Below are 19554 nucleotides of genomic sequence, written 5' to 3' on the forward strand. Positions count from 1 at the left end.
AGCGTCGACAAAACGCCGGTCAAACCGGGAAAATGTACCTTTACAGGACAATACTCCGCCTCAAAAACTGTCAGTGGTCGAAAAACCACCGCCGCCGGAAGACGACGACGTTCTGCTTCCGCCTCCGCCGAACGAAGAAGATCCACTTGACGACGAACTGCTTGAAGAAGAATAGCTTCGTGATGATGATGATGAAGATGAAGAATACGACGAGCGACTTGAACTCGACGATGACGACGAACTTCCCGAACTGCTGGGAGCAGGCGTATATCTGACGCTTTTCAAAATCTCAAGCAGGTGACGCGACCCAAACTGGTTTAGAACAATAGCGTCGATAAGGTTCTGTACCTGTGAACACTTGACGTCATAGTGGTAACGGACGCTGTTTAAATCGCTTGTGGCATAGCGCCTGGCAAGACTGTGCATACGCTCATACTGCGCGTTCATCTCCTCCCACTGGGGCTGTTCTGACTGAAGCTCGCCTTCAAGAGAAGCTACCTGCGTCTTGTTCTCTCGCAATTGCTCAAACAGGCGGTCGTCCTGCGGGGATTCGGTTTTCAGCACCATCTCGTTGAGCTGCTTTAGCGGCAGCGTGCGCATGACTTCCGCCGTTTTCTCAGCAATAGACGCAAACAGCGGGCTTTCACCGACGATGCTGTCGCGCAGAAGGCCGTGCAGCCGTGCAATATCTCCTTGCCGCGCCTCGATGGTCGCGGCAAGCTTAGCCTGTTCCGCCAACAGCGGCGTCAGGCCAACTCGGTCGGCCGCGCCGTCGACGATGGCTTTGTGCTGGGCCGACAGGGCGTCAACTTTAGGTCCGATCTCCTCCCTGCGGGAAGTGACCTCCTGCGCCATCGCCTGCAGCGTTCGGTAGTTGCGCAGGTTCTTCGGAAAATCTATCTGGCGCGCCAGCCAGCTGTCCAGATGGCGGAAAATCCACTTTCCCCGATAGTCGCTCTCGCCAAACCGCCGCGCCATCAGGTATTCGAACGCCTGATTGGCCCGATATCCAGCGCTCTTCTCTTCTACTTCCCGGTGAATATCCTGCTCCAGTTGCTCAACGGTGCGGCGCTGCTCGGTCAGCTCGGCAAAGCGGGCGTCGAGCTCGACAAACGCCGCATCCTGCTCTAAAAGCGCGGACTTTTTGGCTTCGTACTCATCAATCTCTTTGGATAAAACATCCCGCCGCTGGGTCTCCTGTTCCAGCATCTGCTTTTGCACCGACAGCTTCTGGTTGATTTCCGCCATCATGTTTTTCAACTGCTGCTGCAACGTATCGATCTGCGCGACGTTTTTAAGATCGGGGCTTTCCAGCAGCAGCACTTTTGCCATTTGCTGGTAGATCTCCAGCTGCGTCTTCTTCAGCGCTATCAGCCGCTGGCGAAAGGAAGTCATGCGTTCGTTAAACGCAGAAAGCTGGCTTTCGAGCGCTCTCTCGCTGTCAGATAAAATTCGGGAAATATCGGATGCTTTCACGACTTACCACTCCATGATGATGCTGCCGCTGGTCGAACGGGAATAGCTGAAGTTGAGGCGACCGGCGGACTTCTGCCCCACCTGTTTTTTCTGAATGCGGCCGTCGTCCAGCTTGTCGTTTTTTACGCGGTTATAGTCGTTTTGAGAAACCTGCAGGCCAAACGTGGAAACTCGCCGAGTCTGGCCGGTTTCCGCATCGGTCAGCCACAGCGGGAAGGGCTGGCCGCTCGGCGTCAGCGCCTCGACGATGACGTACCAGGTTTTACCGCCGCTGTCATCGTAAGTTCTTTCCACGCCGGACTTTTCCCCCACTCTGTCGACAATCGTCAACGTCAGGTTTAGGGGCGCCAGTTCGGCAAAATAGTTGAGGTGTTCAAGGGAGCGCTTGGCCGAGGCCAAATCAAACTGCACCAGCGCGCGCTGGAGATCGTCATTAACGCTTTGTGCAACGCTCCGCTCCTGTGCGGACGGCACCAGCCGGGTCAGCAGGCTTATGCTTTCCTCGGCCTGCTTCGAGATGCTTTGCGCTTCCTGCGCCAGACGATAAGCGGACTCCAGCGTTTTTAAGCTTTCAATCCCCTTTTCCGCGCCCTGCGAAATGGACGCCACCGCCTGCTCGAACGCCTGACGCAAAGGCGCATAGCTGCGTGACAGAGTTTCAAAACCGCTGCCGTCCGCAATCTGCTGCAGGCGCCTGTCGACGTCGGCCAGAGCCTGGTACTGGGCCAGATTCTGCTCTATGCCCTGAACGTCCGACTGCGTCGAGCGGAAGATGTCGCCGAGCGCCTGTTTCTGTTTACTGATGTCAGGATAGAAATAGCTGCTTAAATCGGCCGTTCGCGCGAAGGCTTTCCCCTTATCCGCCGCCTTTTCCGCCAGCGCAATGCCGGACGCCTTCAGCGACTCACCGCGATCGGCGGCATAGCGCAACCCGCTGCCGTTTAGCGTCAATAGCTGATTGCGATAGTCGCTGGCCTTCTTCAGCAGGGACTGCTCTATCTGCTGCTGTTTGGCAATAAGGTTCTTCGTCATCTTAACGGCGATAAGGTTAGCCGACAGCAGCCCGCCCACCGTCACCGCCAGGCAGAAAAAGACCGTAAGCACTCGCTTACGCTTCAGATAGAGCTTAGCTAAAAGCCGCTGGTGCCATGCCGGCTTCGGCATGTGGAAACGAAGCCGGTCGGAAAACCATTCGTCGACGCCCTGTTCAATCAGCGCGTCCTGAACGTCGATACCCTTGGCGCGATAGTATTCCCGAATACGCTGCGCCAGCTTTTGGCGCAGCGCGATAGGGTTGAGCAGCTCGTCCAGCGCCGTTTGCTGCTGGTAAAGCTCATCGATAATCGCCATGGCGCCCAGCTGGTCGCTGAGCTTTATCTCACTCATTCAACGGCGGCCTTCAGCACCATGTCAGAGAAGCGGCGCTTGCCGTCTTCGACGATAGACTGCAGCTCTTTGGCGTTGTTTTCCGACTCGGCGCGCAGCTCGTCAATCAGCTGATAGCTGGACTCCTGGAAGTTAACGATGGCGTTAACCAGCGAACGGATGGAGTCGGCCTTGATGGTCGAGCCATAGCCGGCGCGCAGGCCCGCGTCCAGATGCTTGTTGCCCGCCTCGGCGATAGTCTGTAGGCCCTTGTTGATGCCGTCCTTCATCGCTTCCAGCGTTTTGGTGCTTTCCGTCAGGCCGCTCAGCGACGTCATGGACGCCGACAGCGCGGTGAAGACGATTTCGTTGGTGGAGAAAAACACCATGCTCTGGCGGTAAACCCGCTCTTTTACCGAGGAGGTCTGCTGCAGGCGGGCGAACACGGCTTCTGCCGAGTTATAGGCCACCAGCAGGTTGTCGGCCAGATCTTTGACGATTTGATAGCGCTCGTCCTCTTCCTGCATCTGGCGCAGCGCTTCGTCGCGCACCAGCTCCAGACGGCCAAGCTCGGCGGAATCGGTGGTGGTAGCCTGCTCACGGGCTTCGTGCGCATCCTTCAGGCGCTGTTTGCAGGCCTCCAGGCTTTGCTCCGCCAACTTGAGCAGCTCCTGAGCGTCAATCTCCGCCTGCTTGAGGCCGAAGCGATAGTCCTGATAGGCGTCGAGGATGGTTTGCTCGCGGTTAATCTGTTCCGACGCCGCTTTCGCCACGTCCAGATAGGTTTCTTTGATCTTGTTGAAGCGATCGGGGATGGAGCCGCGCACCAGCACCATCCAGCCGTTTTTAACGCGTTCAATCAGGTCCAGCTTGCCGTCGTCCAGCCACTTCACCATCTCCTGCGAGTCGGTGCGGATGGAGTCAAAGGCAGACACGATTTTCCCCTGGCGGTTGGCGACGTCCATGCCGGTGATATTTTCACGCACGATGGCGTTAAACGCGCTCTGCTGCTGCAGCGTGCGGGCAATAGCCACCACGCGGGTGTTGTCCAGATTGGAGATGGCGTCCAGCAGCGTCATGACCGGCGCATCGGGCTCGCTTGCCACAATAATGCCCAGTCTTTTCAATTTTTGAACGGCGCGATCCGTGTATGAAACCAGAGAGGTAGAAGTCATTAAGTTATCCTTGCCCATGTACGGTGGTAAATACGACGGTTGCCGCATTCAACTCGCGCCTTTTTGCGTTTATTTAGGGGCAGCGCGGCGCGCAAACGGTAGCTTCCCCTGGCGGTGAAGTTATACCATTCCTGACAGAGGATTCCAAGACGACCATATCCATCCGTTAATCACAATATATTGAATATTATATTTATTTAGGTTTATTCTATTTTCCATACTCAACAGGAGAACCATTCATGAAGCTCCCAAGCGTTAGCCACCTCCTGTCGATAGACGTCGACTCACTCTGCGCAGGTCCCTTTCCACCCTGCGGATTCCTCCCCCTTGCCGATGCGGAACTTGGCAACGGCGACTGCTTTGGGCTGTATTGGCCGCTGGGGCAAGAAAACAAAGATCCCATCGTGTGCGAGCTCTACCACGACGAATGGCGCATCGTACCCGCCTTTTCCAGCGCGGAAAAGTTTATTGAATGGCTGGAGGTCAACGACTATGAGCCTTACGAGAACGGCCTTGGCGTTAAAGACGATGGCTTCGCCGCTGCGCTTTTTAGCCTTGCGCGCGAACGCCTGTCCTCAGGAAGATTAGACGACACCCTGCCTCTGCTGGTTAGCGCGAGCGAACGGCTGTCGGAAGTCAGTGAGTATTGGCTCACGCTGGCTGGGCAGCATCGCCGACGTAAAGAGCCGGAGGCAGCCGCCAACGCTGCGCTTAGCGCCTATCTCGGCAACTGGGCCTTCGGCGTGCCGGACGCAAAGGTCATCCACCTGCTCGCCCAGGCCGCCAACCAGCCTTCGTTTAAGGGCGACCCCGTTATTCAACGGGTCGCGGCCGGAAGCCTGGATCTGAACTACGGCGGCGTAAAAGAAAATGCCAACTACCCGCTGATGCAGGAATGCATTGACGACTACCTCTCGCAGGGAAAGCCGCTTTTAGCCTTAAGGCTATTACACAACTACGCCTACGCCATGTATGGCGAAACTACTGCGTTTCAGGAACGCTACGGCTTTGATTTAGCCGAGTGGCAAACAAAGTTTAGCGAGCTGTGCCTGAAACATCTGAATGATGCTCGAAGCAACGTGGAATAAAACGTATACTTACGTGACGTGCGCATCATCAAAAGCAGGAAGCTTTATCATGAAAAAGAAAGGATTCATTTCGCTAATCTTCTCGCTGTTTCCGTTTCTTCCGTTCAACGGGCGAGCCTCGTTCAACTATGACGCCATGATCTACCTTGATGCGGAAGATCTTGCCGAAGCCGGGATTAAAGAAGCCTATGAAAAAGACGTGCTTCCCCTTCTGCGCCGATACGTTGAACGTCCTGCCAGCATCGAAGAAATTCTGGATAACTATAGCGGCAGCTACAGCGTCGTCGCGAACGGAAAGCAGTACGACATTTATGATAAACAAGCGGATGGATGTGGTCCTTGGCCCAGAGCTACCTACGCGATGTTCGATATTGTTAACCGTCAGCTCGCTTCGTCCGACAGGAAGTTTTACGCCTTTTATTCCAGCAATGACCTCTGCGGCATGTTTTTAACGGCGGAGGAATACCAACGCTGCGTTGACGAAATTATCCAAAACAAGGCCTCCAGATCTAATCTTCCCTATTTTCCTACCATGGAAACGCCATGGTTTGGGTTTCCCCATGACGAAGGTTTCTGAAACGCGCTGCGTCAGGTACGGCGAGAAAGAGATGCGCCTGATTGAAGAAGGAGCGCTGGACGAGCTGGCGCAGCTGCTGGCTGGGAAGGATATGTCCGTCAAAGAAAGCCTTCTTCTGGCGCTCGATCGCTACCTCGATCCGTGGTTTGGCTACAACCTTCCCCAACAAAACGACATTTTCCGGCTGCTTGAAAAAGAGCTTTGGAACGATGCAAACAACGAAGACGTGATGGAAGACCTCGTTATGCTGCTCGTTCAGTACTGCCCCTTTCCGCTGGATGCGCTGAGGGCGAACAGGGAAAAAGTGAAAAGCCCTGAGGTGCTAAGAGAGATGGAAACCCTGCTTGATACATGGTAATGAAAACAGAGCAAAAGAAGCGACAGCATGCTTCGACGCTATATAACTAAGCCCATACATCAAGCCGCTATAGGGAAATAAGCGCAAATGAAAAAACCGCTCAACAATGAACGCCACGGCGCCGTGGCAACCTCCTCGCCTGAATGGAGAAATCGGTAAATGCGGTTACGCTATTCCATTTTCTCACTCCTGTTCTTATTTTCGCAGGCAGGCCATAGCTACGCGCAGGAAGACCCTCGCGCCTTTGACACTCTTCAAGCATGGTACGACGTTAACAGCGAAGCCAAAAAATTCCTGCGCGAAGAGGCTGAACGGACGCGCGTCAAAAGGCGAGGCCTCGAACCCAATATGGACATTGTCAGTTCAGGGTGCGCAGTTCCCTTAACGTCCGACTGGGCCCCCAAAGACCGAGGATTAGGTGAATATACGGTGGTGGTGAGCTGCGCCCAGGCGGCTAATCCATCCAATAGCAAAGGATGGTCTGTCACCATACCAACCGTACCGATGGAAAACATCGAAATCGTGCGCGTTGGAAAACCGGTCTATACTGCCGAGCAGGATGACACAGGTTTCATTAGCGCCTGTCGGGAATGGAGCCTCAGCGCGAAGCAGGTTAAAACCCTGTTCGAATCCAGCGAACGATACGCTACATCGCAAGTACCAATGGACACATTCTACTGGCTGCCGTGCGAAATTCGGGGAGCGCTTAAAAGCGACGGCATAGAATGGAACTTTGTCATCAATGCCGCCGCGACAGCCGTCTGGTATCGAGGCAAAAAGAAGATCTACTGGGGGTGTAAGGAAAGAGAGTGCAGTTCGCTGTTCCTGCTGACGTACGACGGAATGAGCGCTAATGCGCTGGAATAGGTAGAGTTTCTTTTACTATTTGCGTTGAGTACATTTATGTTCAGACCATCAAGACTAGCGCTATTTACCGTCATTTTTCTGCTCGTTTGGACCTTTTCCTGTGTTATTACGGGTGCATTTCTTTTACCCGGAAATGAGGGGTGGTGGCACACGCTGCTGCTGTTTCCCGGCGTGATTGCACTTTTGCCGTTTTGCATTTCAACCAAAGAAGTCCGATTGCAGTGGGCGGCATTCCTGATCTCCGCCGCTGTTATCGCACTGTTTAACCTCTGGCCGCTAGCGGAGGGGAATAAAACGCTGCTGGCCTTTATGGAGATAGGCGTATTTTTCTTTCTGCTGTCTCGCTCATTCAAGCGTGAGCAAAAATTCCCGATGAGAGCCCTGTTAGCATGTAGCCTCGGCGCGTTTTGCGCCTTCTTTTTCGGTATAGGGCAACAGTGGCATATCGAACGCCTTTTCCATCAGGCGAATATCTGTATTGTCGACGGAGGCGGAGGCTGTGGCTCCACCTGCTATCAGTATATCGATGTCAAAAGATGCGACAGCGGTGAGGTCGCTCTCTACGACCTGTTTCATGGCGTAGAGCAGGCGACGATAAAGTACGGCTATGAGCGCGGTCAGCCTGGGGTTTACCTGAGCGATGGGATATCTGGGGAAAAATACCTGTTACGCGACGGAGAGCTTGAGCGAAATTAGCTCTCCTCGCGAGGATATAACTCGCAACTTCTAACGGCTCTCAACGATTTCCCATCTCCTCATCTTGCGGAGATGGGAAATCTTCGAGTCATCATAATAATTTTCGCTTCCCGCTAATAGGTGACCATTCTCTAACTTCAACATTAAATGGATATCTTTAACTACCCGATTCTACGTACTATCGACTCTTGCTGAGTATTGACCTTAATGTACTCCTGACATGAATAACTTACTGCTTCATGGCTATCAGTAGGCAACCCATGGACCTAATCACATTCAAGCTGATTTTACCCCCCTGCCTCATCCTGCTGGCGAGCCTGGCCGGGCGACGCTGGGGAGACGCCATTGGAGGATGGCTCGTCGGGCTGCCGCTCACGTCGGGCCCGGTTGCCGCCTTCCTCGCGCTTCAATATGGAACCGACTTTGCCGCCATAGCCTCCAACGGTTCACTGATTGGCACGGTGGCGCAGGCGTGCTTTTGCCTTGGCTACGCCACGGTGGCGCGACGCGGCTGGGTGCTTGCTTTGATAGCGGGTATCTTTGCCTATGCCTGCTCAGCCCTTTTAGTTCAGGCGCTGCCGCTAACACACTGGGGATTTTTTGCGGCGGCGCTCATTACCCTGACAGTATCGGCGCGGCTAATTCCCTTTCACAACCCGCTGCGCAATCCGATCGCTTCGCCGTGGTGGGACCTGCCTGCCCGCATGACCATCGCTACCGTCATCGTCGTGACGCTAACCGCCGCCGCATCGTTCGTCGGCGCCCAAATGGCGGGCATACTCGCCAGCTTTCCGGTCTTCGCCTCCATTCTCGCCGTCTTTGCTCATCGAATGAGAGGCCCCGAAATGGCAATGCAGGTACTGCGCGGCATGGTGCTGTCCCTTTACGGCTTCGCGGCGTTTTTCTTTTTGATTGGGTTGACTATTGTTGAAGTGGGTACGCTTTACGCATTCATCATCGCGACGGTCAGCTCATTGTTGATGCAGTCGGGGGCGCTTTATTTTATTCGGAGAAAATTGCCCTATATTCGTTAGAAAAACACGATTAATTAACTCACAGTCAATAAACTAATCATTTTTAACTTTCACGCTAAATAATAATCACTGAATGCTCTATGCTGCATACTCATAGATAATCCTGTATTTCTACTATAGTCATTTCCCCAAAATATTTACTCATAAACTAAACCGATATAATATCAAAAGCTCCTGATATTACCTTATCGCGACAGGGAAGAAACATGCAAGCTTTCAATGGATTTAACCCGGCAGGTACGCCTTTTCACACCATCTCTTTTCAAGTCAATAAAGAACAGTTCAAAGAGATGATGATGAATATATACAATAACTCTATGTTCCACGGTAAAAAGCCTTTTATTATTGGGATATTATCTGTTATCGGCTTCTTCGTTCTTTATAATTTCGCCTACCATACCACCTGGGGGCAAATCGGATTAATCGTTTGCTGCTGCGGCGCATTAGGTTTGCTACTGGCGCCAATGTACTATTTCCCATCCAGCGCATTTAAAAAACAGGTAGAAAAAGATTACCTGTCTACTGATATGTCTCTTCCTTTTACCTATAAGTTTTATGAAGAAGGTATTGAAGTCAACTCGCCGGTAATGAATGGTCGTTTTGGATGGCGGGACATTCATATGGCATCAATCGAGCCTACCGGAGCGATTTTCGGTTTTATAAAAAACACGCCGAATGGAAAAGCCATTATAAAACAATATAAAGACTCCTATGCGAGTATCATTCTTCCCTTTATGTTTTTAGATAACCCGCAAGAAGAAATTCTGTTTTTTAAGCAACTTTCCCAAGCGAACATCATTAAAATGACTTTTTCAAAGTCCGTTTAAAAAACTTTTCCCCATCAAGATAAAAGACCTTGCTGGGGAAAAGTATGCCGCAACTAAACTATTGCGTTTGTTCAACTCCCTGTAGTCCCTCTCATTATTTAGCACTACCGCCATCGCGACAGTCGGCTCTTTACTGATGCTGTCGAGAGCGTTCTATTTCATTCGACAGAAATGAGGAAAGGTCACTCCCTGAAAGTTTCTTTCCCAAATAGTAAGTAAAATCTTTATCTTTTGCGTATCGACCGTCCCGCAAAACTTCAAACGTTAGCGGATCGGCATCTGGTATTTTTTCTCCCTGACAGTATACTGCTTTTTTATCCTTAATATAGAATAAGCTAATATAGGTGATATTTTCCGGATTAAGCCCTTCTACTTTTTTATCCATAAAATAAATGCCATTTTTATCCTTTAGCCAGTATGTGCCTACTACTTCAAACGTAGACGGATCTATTCCTACCAGCTTCTCTCCATCAAAATAAACAGCATTTTTATCTTTTATATACCGGTACTTTACGAACTTAAATGTTCCAGCATCTACTTCAACGATCTTATCGTTCATGAGAAAGACAGAGTTTTTATCTTTAGAATATTGATAATTTACTATTTTAAAAGAGGCTTTATCGGCAGTTTCTATTTTTTTACCTTCATAATAGACGCCATTTTTGTCCCCCGCATACCAATAATCCATCATGATTTCAAAAGTATCCGGATCGGCACCTACTATTTTTGTTTCATTATGATACACAGAATTTTTATCTTTCGTATACCGATGCGATAGCGAGCTTGAACCACTGCTTCCGCGCACAACTTGAAATGATGCGGGATCGGATATCGCTGTTTTTTTATTATTATAATATATTCCATTTTTGTCCCGAGTGTAATCACCATCAATTATTGAAAATGATTTTGGGTCAATACCATCTATCTTTTTATGGTGTAGATACACATAACTTTTATCTCTTGTATATTCGTCATTTATTATCTCAAAGCTTTCTGGATCTATTCCTTCCAGCTTATCCTTATGCTGATAATAAATAGCATCTTTATCTTTAACATAGTGAAATGGCCTTATTACCGAAAAACAAATTGGACTTACTCCTTTTATTTCCTCCTCTCGAAAATAAACACCATTTTTATCTTTTGTATAATCAGAATCAATAATCTCAAATGTTTTTGCATCTAAATTTTTTATCTTTACTGTATTTCGATAAACAAAATTTTTATCGCGCGTATAATTTGAATTCTCAATAAGTTCAAAGGAAGCAGGATCGACCCCATCCAATTTCTTACCATTGAAATAAACAAATTCATCACTTTTCCCATAATGCATATTCAAAATTTTAAAATCTTTTATACCATCCCCAAGAAGTATAACTTGATAAAGATTCTGCATAGGAACATAATAAACTCTATCATCTATTATGTGATAACCAAAACTTAGCGTCCCATGATTGATAGTCATTCCGTCTGTTTGCGTTGTTAGCTTCTCTGCATCTTTCTCATGTGCCAATAGTTGTTTATATCCTGCAAATAAAATAATAAATATAGTTAATATTATTTTCTTGAACATTGCGCTTACCACTCATAGAAAAATATAATACGCTCGTATTTATCTTGTATAAAATAGTTTCAGATACAGCTAAAGGCAACGGGGTTCAGTGTAGTCTCCCCAACCTTTAGTCCGTTCTATTGCCAATGAGAACCTCTGGCCAGCTCCATTCGATGAGGAAAAATAGAAGAGCTATTCTATTCCCGATAAATAAATTCAATAACCGCCTGTTCAAAGCGTTCAGGTTGATCAAACATAATAAAGTGAAAGCTATTATCAATACGTTTGAACTGAATATTTCTCACAGATCCATAAACATTGCGAAACAGCATATCAACATGGGATACGGGAATGCCGAATAGAGGATCATAGGCATAGATTACATTGACCTTTGCCGTAATATGCTCTAGCTCTGGGCGAAGATCGGTCGTCATTAGCTCATAAGTTGCATTGGCGACAGTTTCTCTGTCTGATTGAAGCGCCGCGGTAATGAGAGCAGGCTTTACCGCTTCAGTTTTAGTCAAACGAGCAATAGATTTCGCGTGAAATGCCTCGGCCTGCTCGGGGGGAGTCGCCATTAGCCTATTCTTAAACGCTAAAGCAGATGGCCTAACGTTTTCACTGGTCGCTCGGGGATTAAAATATAGGCTATAAAACGGCAGTGCATCGACAATGATTAAGCGCTCAACCCACTCAGGGTAACGCGCCCCTAGCACCAACGCCACTTCACCACCTAATGAATGACCAATAATGATAGGCGCTTTAATGTCATTTTTCTGAATATAATCAGCAATCGCATCTGCGGTTGGTACGATGACCTGCCCATCTGAATCGGTTGCCGCAGGCAATCCTGCAAATCCTGCAATTTGTATCTGATGGAGTCGATGGTTTTCCCGTAACCGATTCGCTAAGCTGCCCCATACTTCATGAGAGGACGCCAATCCGGGTATCAAAATAATATCTGAGCCTTGCCCTTCTGCTTTAACAAGCACGGGATCCTGCTTAATAAAAATAGCCCCGGAAAGCGTTTGATTAGCCAACGCCATTGGAGAATGAAAGCAAAGAATACCTATAACTAAAAATAGAATCCGTCTGAACATTAGTCGCCTCCTGCTTATATAATTACATCCACCATATATTTTTAATATTATAAAGGGAAGTTCTAATACGCAGTCATCACTCAATCTCATTGAGGCATAAATTTTTAGTCGCTCTCTTCTCTAAGAGTACAAGCGCGTCAGGACTTAAGATAAGACATTCACTGTGATGATAAACACCTAATTAACACCGACAAAGACAATATAATTAATGCGTGTTATAAAATTAACAAATTAAATTCGAAAAGGAAATCGAGGACAATACTAAAGGCAATGTAGAAACCGATACAAATCCCGCTATCAAATCAATCCGCCAAGAGTAAGGTATACCCCTTTAAATTTTATGCGCCTCCCGACACGCAGCTTGAACCAGATTCAAGCCGATGGCCATAAGGCACTAATGAGCACTACGCGACTAAAGACATATTGAAAATGAAGGGCTTTAAAACGAGCAGATACTATTGGAATACTGCAAAAAAGAAACTTGGAGCGGGAAACGAGGTTCGAACTCGCGACCTCAACCTTGGCAAGGTTGCGCTCTACCAACTGAGCTATTCCCGCTTGGGAGATGCGTTCGTAAGAGCAGAAGAAAGTTGGAGCGGGAAACGAGGTTCGAACTCGCGACCTCAACCTTGGCAAGGTTGCGCTCTACCAACTGAGCTATTCCCGCATGCGCGAGGCTAACTTTCTGGTGCTGCTGACAAACGTCAAAACAAAATTTGGAGCGGGAAACGAGGTTCGAACTCGCGACCTCAACCTTGGCAAGGTTGCGCTCTACCAACTGAGCTATTCCCGCATTCCAAGTGGCGTACTATCAAGAAATAATAACGTCACGGGGAGCGCATTATACGAAAATTAGCACCGCCCGCAAGCCCCTTGAGTCAAAAAAACCGGCTTTTTATACCGTTTGGCGATTAAACCGGCAGCACAGCCTATCCCGTAACCAGTCAATAGGCGCACGCTTAGACCCTGTTTACCTAGAGCTGAATAAAATGCTCCCGATAATAGGCCAGCTCCGCAATCGAGTCGCGGATGTCGTCCAGCGCCTGATGGGTGCTCTTCTTTTCGATGCCCGCGAGGATCGACGGCTTCCAGCGGCGCGCCAGCTCTTTAAGCGTGCTGACGTCCAGATAGCGATAGTGGAAATAGCGCTCCAAATCCGGCATATAGCGGTAAAGGAAGCGCCTGTCTTGGCCTATGCTGTTGCCGCAAATCGGCGAGACGCCCTGCGGCACCCACTTTTGCAGGAACTCGATGGTGGCAAGCTCAGCCGCCCTTTCGTCCATCGGACTCGCCTTAACGCGCTCCACCAGCCCGCTGGCGGTGTGGGTTATGGTGTTCCAATCGTCCATGATTGCCATATGCTCGTCGGTCTGATGAACGGCAAAAACCGGCCCTTCGGCCAACACGTTCAAATTGGCGTCCGTCACGATAGTGGCGATTTCGATGATTCGATTAACCTCCGGATCCAAACCGGTCATTTCCAGATCGATCCAAATCAGGTTATTCTCACTTCCAGACATGATGATTCCTGCGTGATTAGCCAAACATCAGTGTATCATAGCGTTTTCACGCGTAACGGGCGACTGCGCCGTATCAAAAAGGTGTTTTAAAGGATGCTTTGTGAGTAAAAAGAAACTGTCCAAAGGCCAGCAGCGACGGGTCGCCGCCAACCATCAGCGGCGTTTGCAAACCGGCAGCCAAAAGGCCGAGCCGGACGACTCCCTGTTTGACGAGCCGCAGGAAGGCGTCGTCATCAGCCGGTTTGGCAAACACGCCGACGTGGAGGACATCGAAGGCGGCCTACACCGCTGCAATATTCGTCGCACCGTTCCGTCGCTGGTTACCGGCGACCGAGTCGTATGGCGCCCCGCATTTTCCGAGCACGCCAAGGGCATTATCGAAGCGGTGCACGAACGCACGTCCGTGCTGACCCGCCCCGATTTCTACGACGGCATCAAGCCCATCGCCGCCAACATCGACCGCATTATTATCGTCTCGGCCATCGTGCCGGAGCTGTCGCTCAACATTATCGATCGCTATCTGGTGGCCTGCGAAACCGTCGCCATTTCACCGCTTATCGTGCTCAATAAAGTCGACCTTCTGGACAACGAAGGGCGCGACTTCGTCGAACAGGCGATGCAAATCTATCGCAATATTGGTTACCCGGTGCTGCTGCTCTCAAGCGTCAGCGGGGAAGGCATGGATGAACTCACCGAAGAGCTTAAAGGCCGCGTCAGCATCTTCGCCGGGCAGTCCGGCGTAGGAAAGTCCAGCCTGCTCAACGCGCTGCTGCCGCCGGAAGAGGCCACTATCGGCGTGGGAGACATTTCGGACGCGTCCGGGCTTGGCCAGCACACCACCACCGCTTCTCGCCTTTACCATCTGTCCAACGGCGCGGACATCATCGACTCCCCCGGCGTGCGCGAATTCGGCCTCTGGCACCTGGAGCCGGAGCAGGTCACCCACGGCTATGTGGAGTTTCGCGAATTTATCGGCCACTGCCGCTTTCGCGACTGCAAGCACGTCGACGATCCTGGCTGCGCCATCCGCGAGGCGGTAGACGCAGGGGAAATCGCCGAAGAGCGCTATGACAACTACCTGAAAATTCTCACCAGCATGGCGGAAGTCAAAAGCAGAAAAAATCCTAACGACGCAAAGGACTAGTTCCCCTTCTGCGTATTTCAAACAGGAACATTGAAGCGTTGCAGCGGTCATAGCTTTTGGGCCTTTGGGGAAAATGACTTTATTCTCCGCCCCCGCTACAATGCGCAACCTAGGCAGTGCCTAATTCTGGTCAATCCAATAAAACGAGGCTACCCGTGCTGGATCGCATAAAAATACGATTTCAATATTTACTCCCCAAGCAGGGGCTTACTCAATTAGCCGGTCGGGCAGCGAGCTGGCAGGGCGGATGGCTTACCCATCTGGTCATCAAGGCGTTCGCCAAATACTACCGGGTCGATATGCAGGAAGCGCAGAGTCCTGAGCCTGAATCCTACCCGACGTTCAACGAGTTCTTCGTTCGCCCGCTCAAAGAGGGCGCTCGCCCGATCGTAGCTGACGAAAACCAGCTTGCGCTCCCCGCCGACGGTGCCGTCAGCCAGCTAGGGCCGATTACTGACGGAAAATTGATACAGGCCAAAGGCCACGACTTTACGCTGGAAGCGCTGCTGGCCTGCAACATGCCGATGGTAGAAACGTTCCAGAACGGCCTGTTTGCCACCATCTATCTCTCACCGAGGGACTATCACCGCGTGCACATGCCCTGCCGAGGCGCGCTGCGTGAAATGATTTACGTTCCCGGCGACCTGTTCTCCGTAAATCCGCTCACGGCGGAAAACGTCCCCAACCTGTTCGCCCGCAACGAGCGCGTTATCTGCCTGTTCGATACGCCGTTTGGCCCGATGGTGCAGATCCTGGTGGGCGCTACCATCGTTGGTAGCATAGAAACCGTGTGGCAGGGTACCGTTACGCCGCCGCGCGAAGGCGTCCTCAAGCGCTGGACCTACCCGACCGAAGGCGACGAAGGTGCAATCGTTTTGGAAAAAGGCGCGGAAATGGGCCGCTTCAAGCTGGGTTCAACCGTTATCAACCTGTTTACCCAAAACAGCGTAACCTTTGCCCCACACCTTCAGTGCAAAACGCCGACCCGGATGGGCGAGCGCTTTGCCGACGCCAATCAGGCCCGTTTTTAACTCTCAGCGGAAACTTTTGGATGAAACTGACGCGCCTACTGTCGGCACTGTTGCTAAATCTGACGCTGCTCGGGCCCGCCTGGGCGGCAGCGCTGCCGGACGCAGGGCAGATCAAGCAGGAACTCAAGCAGGCTGAAGCCAACAAGGACATCCCGAACCAAAAGGAAGTCCTTGAGGCCTATCAGGGCGCGCTCAACTGGCTTACCGAACGCAGCGAGTCTTTGGCCCGCAGCCAGCAGTACCGCAAGTCTATCGACGACTTTCCCAAAATAACCAAAAGTCTGCGCACGCAGTTGGAAAGCGAAAGCGCCGCGCCGCAGCCGCCTCAGGCAGGGTTATCCATCGCCGAACTTGAGCAGCTGTCTATTCAGACCAACAGCAGGCTGCTGGAATTAAACCGCCAGCTCCAGCAAGAGCAGGACCGCACGCGGGAAATTACCAACTCGCTGAGCCAGCTTCCCACTCAGCTGGTAAATGCCCGCAAAACCTTAAGCGATCTGGAAAGGCGACTGCCGGATCAGAATCAGTCTTCAGTGTTGGCGATAGCCAAGCAGGCGCAGCTTCAGGCAGAGATCGCCTTCAACAAGGCCAAGGTCGACGAGCTGGAGCTGGAACAGCTTTCCGCCAGCAACCGTCAGGAAATATCCCGCCTTCAGGCCGAAGTTCTGAAGGCCCAACAGGCGAAGACCGACGCGCTTCTTCAGCTGGTTAACGCCCAGCTTAACCAGCAGCGTCAGCAGGAAAGCCGCCAAACGCTGGAGCACACCACCCAGCTTGCGGAACAGCACGGCGATCTGCCGTCGTCGGTGCGCAAGCTGCTGCAGGAAAATCAGGAGCTGTCCGAAATGCTGAGCCATCAGGCGCAGAAAATGGACCAGATCTCCACCGAGCAGCGCGCGACGATCGGTAAAATCCTACAGGTTCGCCAGGCGTTCACCACCCTGACGGAGCAGTCACAGTGGCTGGGAATGTCCACGGCGCTGGGCGAATCCCTGCGGTTGCAGGTTTCCCGCCTGCCGGAGGTGCCCAAATCTCAGCTTCTGGATACCGAAATGGCCGACATGCGCGTCCAGCGCCTTAGCCTGGAAGAGCGTCGCGACAAGCTGACCCATATGGCTGGGCTGACTCAGGACAACGGTCAGCCGCTGACGGAACAGCAGCAGGATTTGGTCAAGCAGCAGGTGAAAATGCAGCAGGAGCTGCTTTCATCCCTCCTCGCCGGCTACGACACGCTGCTGATTGAGCTGACCAAGCTTAAGGTTTCCAACAACCAGCTGACGGAAGCGCTGGTAGAAATAAAAGAGGCCTCCCACCGCTATTTATTCTGGGTGGCGGACGTCAACCCGCTGACGCTCAGCTATCCGCTGCAGGTGTTTCAAGACCTCAACCAGCTGCTTTCTCTGGACACGCTCACCGAGCTGAGCGGCGCGGTAAAAACCATGCTGACCACTAAGGAGGCGGTAGGCATGATTTTCGCCGCCATTTGCCTGGTGGGCTTTAGCATCAGCTCCCGTCGCCACTATCAGGCGTTTTTAGAACGCGCCTCCTCCCGCATCGGCAAGGTGACTCAGGACCATTTTTCCCTGACGCTTAGAACCGTATTTTGGTCCGTTATGGCCGCCGTTCCCCTGCCGATACTTTGGTGGGCGCTGGCCTACGGATTACAGCACGCCTGGCAGTATCCGATCGCCGTCGCCATCGGCGAAGGCGTCAACGCAACCGTGCCGCTGATGTGGGCGTTTATGATAAGCGCCAGCTTCGCCCATCCGCAGGGGCTGTTTATCGCCCACTTCCGCTGGTCGCAGTCACGCGTCGCTCGCGCCATGCGCTACTACAAGCTTTCGCTGTGGGTGGTGGTGCCGCTGATTATCGCCACCATCAGCTTTGACTACTTTAACGACAGGCAGTTTTCCGGCACGCTGGGGCGCCTATGCTTTATTCTGCTGTGCGGCGCGCTGGTGATGATGACCACCAACCTGCGCCGCGCGGGCATTCCGCTCTATCTGGATCGCCGAGGCTCAGGAGAAAACGCCGTCAATCAGGCGCTGTGGTCGTTTTTAATCTTTGCGCCCATTGCGGCGGCGCTATCGGCGGCCTTTGGCTATCTGGCCACCGCCCAGGCGCTATTGCTGCGCCTTGAAGCCTCGGTCGCTATTTGGTTCGGGCTGCTGGTGATTTACCATATCATCCGCCGCTGGATGCTTATCCAACGCCGCCGCATTGAGTTCGACCGCGCCAAGCAGCGGCGCGCCGAGCGGCTGGCCCAGAGAGCGAAAAGTGAAGACGACTTGGCGTCAAGCTCTGACAGCTCAATGGATAACGATGAGCCGGTCGTCGTCGATCTGGACGCCATCAGCGCCCAGTCGCTACAGCTGGTGCGCTCAATTTTGACCATGATCGCACTGGTGTCGCTGATTATCCTTTGGTCGGAGATCCATTCTGCCTTCGCCTTTCTGGAAAACATTCGCCTGTGGGACGTCACCTCCTCCGTCGCCGGCACCGAGAGCATTCAGGCCATCACGCTGGGTTCGGTGCTTATCGCCGTGCTGGTGTTTATCGTCACTATGCAGCTGGTGCGCAACCTGCCCGCGCTGCTGGAGCTGGCTATCCTCCAGCACCTCGACCTGTCGCCGGGCACCGGCTACGCCATTACCACCATCACCAAGTACATACTGATGCTTATCGGCGGTATGGTGGCCTTCTCGCTTATCGGCGTGGACTGGTCGAAGCTTCAGTGGCTGGTCGCCGCGCTCGGTGTGGGCTTGGGCTTCGGCCTGCAGGAGATCTTCGCCAACTTCATATCTGGCCTGATCATCCTGTTTGAAAAGCCGATCCGCATTGGCGATACCGTCACCATTCGCGATCTGACCGGCTCCATCACCAAGATCAACACGCGGGCGACTACCATCGTCGACTGGGATAAGAAAGAGATCATCGTTCCCAACAAGGCGTTTATCACCGAGCAGTTCGTCAACTGGTCGCTGTCCGATTCGATTACTCGTATCGTATTGACCGTACCGGCCACCGCCGACACCGATCCACACCTGATCAAGCGCCTGCTGGAAGAGGCCGCCCACCAGTGTCCACTGGTGCTGGACACGCCGCAGCCCGACGCCTTCCTGGTCGACATTCAGCAGGGCATTCAAATTTTCGAGCTGCGGGTATTCGCCGCCGAAATGGGCATGCGCATGCCGCTGCGTCATGAAATGCATAGCCTTATTCTGAAAGCCTACGAAGAGAACAACCTGACGCTGCCGTTCCCGCCGTTCCAGATGAGCGTTAACGCCATGGCGCGACGCGCTTCCAACCTCAAGCCGCCGTTTAAGACCGGCGAGTTGTAACACAATAAGCAAACAGGGCGCAGTTTGCGCCCTGTTTGAAATTGATTGCTGATAAAGGTCTGAAATAAAATCTACAAAGTTAATCGGAGGGAGAGTGTTACTCGCTCCGCTCGCCCTACGGGCCAACACGTCGTGTTGTTCAACGCCTAAAGGCGTTGTCCGTTGGGGTCGACTTGGCGTAAGCCAACGACAAACCGGCAAAGCCGGTTTGAACAGCGCTTGCGCTGGCCCTTTAGGGTGAAGCCCGAAGGGCTTCATAACGGCCCCTAGGAAGGCTATGCCCGACGCACGCCCAAAGCTAATACAAGCGCTCTTCCGGCCGAGCACTATGACGATATAAGCACAATGCATTTTCGGCCGGAATATCCTCTGAAGCTCATTAGAACGTTTTATCAGCAGCCAGAAC

Annotated in this window: 16 protein-coding genes and 3 tRNA genes; 10 read left to right on the top strand and 9 right to left on the bottom strand. The window is 51.9% G+C overall.

Annotated elements, in window-relative coordinates; translation table 11 throughout:
• Positions 1-60 precede the first annotated feature (60 nt).
• Genes V8L73_RS16690 through V8L73_RS16700 form a run of 3 tightly spaced genes read right to left on the bottom strand, consistent with a single transcriptional unit; the run spans position 61 to position 4016 of the window.
• On the bottom strand, positions 61-1476 hold the full coding sequence (locus V8L73_RS16690; protein WP_347253509.1) for a hypothetical protein: 1416 nt from the start codon (positions 1474-1476) through the stop codon (positions 61-63).
• Positions 1477-1479: 3 nt separating this feature from the next.
• The gene (locus V8L73_RS16695) at positions 1480-2862 is read right to left on the bottom strand and encodes a DUF6384 family protein (RefSeq protein ID WP_347253510.1); all 1383 of its coding nucleotides are present in this window, start codon (positions 2860-2862) and stop codon (positions 1480-1482) included.
• Entirely contained in the window at positions 2859-4016 is a 1158-nt protein-coding gene (locus V8L73_RS16700) for a hypothetical protein (protein ID WP_036024684.1), read from the bottom strand. Before V8L73_RS16700 ends, V8L73_RS16695 begins: the two co-directional genes overlap by 4 nt.
• Before the next feature lie 239 nt (positions 4017-4255).
• Between V8L73_RS16700 and V8L73_RS16705 the strand changes: the two genes are divergently transcribed.
• From V8L73_RS16705 to V8L73_RS16735, 7 genes are all read left to right on the top strand, one after another.
• Positions 4256-5104 carry a tetratricopeptide repeat-containing protein gene (locus tag V8L73_RS16705; protein WP_347253511.1) on the top strand — a complete coding sequence of 283 codons (849 nt, stop codon included), beginning with the start codon at positions 4256-4258 and terminating at the stop codon, positions 5102-5104.
• A 49-nt stretch (positions 5105-5153) separates the two neighbouring features.
• Complete coding sequence (locus V8L73_RS16710; RefSeq protein ID WP_347253512.1) at positions 5154-5681, top strand: hypothetical protein; 528 nt, start codon at positions 5154-5156, stop codon at positions 5679-5681.
• Positions 5665-6039: a hypothetical protein gene (locus tag V8L73_RS16715; RefSeq protein ID WP_347253513.1), complete on the top strand. Its 375-nt coding sequence runs from the start codon at positions 5665-5667 to the stop codon at positions 6037-6039. The genes V8L73_RS16710 and V8L73_RS16715 overlap by 17 nt, the downstream gene beginning before the upstream one ends.
• A 159-nt stretch (positions 6040-6198) precedes the next feature.
• Positions 6199-6906, top strand: a complete 708-nt coding sequence (locus V8L73_RS16720; protein WP_347253514.1) for a hypothetical protein — start codon at positions 6199-6201, stop codon at positions 6904-6906.
• 36 nt (positions 6907-6942) lie between these two features.
• Positions 6943-7602, top strand: a complete 660-nt coding sequence (locus V8L73_RS16725; RefSeq protein ID WP_027276128.1) for a hypothetical protein — start codon at positions 6943-6945, stop codon at positions 7600-7602.
• 260 nt (positions 7603-7862) lie between these two features.
• Entirely contained in the window at positions 7863-8636 is a 774-nt protein-coding gene (locus V8L73_RS16730; RefSeq protein ID WP_347253515.1) for a hypothetical protein, read from the top strand.
• Between the two features lie 206 nt (positions 8637-8842).
• Positions 8843-9463 (top strand): hypothetical protein, encoded by a 621-nt coding sequence (locus tag V8L73_RS16735; protein ID WP_347253516.1) that lies wholly within the window; start codon positions 8843-8845, stop codon positions 9461-9463.
• Positions 9464-9593: 130 nt separating this feature from the next.
• Here the strand turns inward: V8L73_RS16735 and V8L73_RS16740 are convergent, their stop codons facing one another.
• From V8L73_RS16740 to orn, 6 genes are all read right to left on the bottom strand, one after another.
• Positions 9594-11033 carry a DKNYY domain-containing protein gene (locus V8L73_RS16740; RefSeq protein WP_347253517.1) on the bottom strand — a complete coding sequence of 480 codons (1440 nt, stop codon included), beginning with the start codon at positions 11031-11033 and terminating at the stop codon, positions 9594-9596.
• Positions 11034-11209: 176 nt separating this feature from the next.
• Positions 11210-12112 carry an alpha/beta hydrolase gene (locus V8L73_RS16745; protein WP_347253518.1) on the bottom strand — a complete coding sequence of 301 codons (903 nt, stop codon included), beginning with the start codon at positions 12110-12112 and terminating at the stop codon, positions 11210-11212.
• 482 nt (positions 12113-12594) lie between these two features.
• Positions 12595-12670, bottom strand: a tRNA-Gly gene (locus V8L73_RS16750).
• Between the two features lie 33 nt (positions 12671-12703).
• Positions 12704-12779, bottom strand: a tRNA-Gly gene (locus tag V8L73_RS16755).
• Positions 12780-12829: 50 nt separating this feature from the next.
• Positions 12830-12905: transfer RNA gene (locus V8L73_RS16760), tRNA-Gly, on the bottom strand.
• 181 nt (positions 12906-13086) lie between these two features.
• Positions 13087-13632 carry an oligoribonuclease gene (orn, locus tag V8L73_RS16765; RefSeq protein ID WP_347253519.1) on the bottom strand — a complete coding sequence of 182 codons (546 nt, stop codon included), beginning with the start codon at positions 13630-13632 and terminating at the stop codon, positions 13087-13089.
• Between the two features lie 100 nt (positions 13633-13732).
• On the opposite strand from orn, the gene rsgA reads away from it, so the two are divergent.
• The 3 genes from rsgA to mscM all read left to right on the top strand — a co-directional run bounded on the left by rsgA (position 13733) and on the right by mscM (position 19148).
• Complete coding sequence (rsgA, locus tag V8L73_RS16770; protein WP_347253520.1) at positions 13733-14776, top strand: small ribosomal subunit biogenesis GTPase RsgA; 1044 nt, start codon at positions 13733-13735, stop codon at positions 14774-14776.
• A gap of 155 nt (positions 14777-14931) precedes the next feature.
• Positions 14932-15807 (top strand): archaetidylserine decarboxylase, encoded by an 876-nt coding sequence (asd, locus tag V8L73_RS16775; RefSeq protein WP_347253521.1) that lies wholly within the window; start codon positions 14932-14934, stop codon positions 15805-15807.
• 20 nt (positions 15808-15827) lie between these two features.
• Positions 15828-19148: a miniconductance mechanosensitive channel MscM gene (gene mscM, locus V8L73_RS16780; protein ID WP_347253522.1), complete on the top strand. Its 3321-nt coding sequence runs from the start codon at positions 15828-15830 to the stop codon at positions 19146-19148.
• Positions 19149-19554 lie beyond the last annotated feature (406 nt).

The sequence above is a fragment of the Leminorella grimontii genome, assembly GCF_039789245.1.
Classification (GTDB): domain Bacteria; phylum Pseudomonadota; class Gammaproteobacteria; order Enterobacterales; family Enterobacteriaceae; genus Leminorella; species Leminorella grimontii.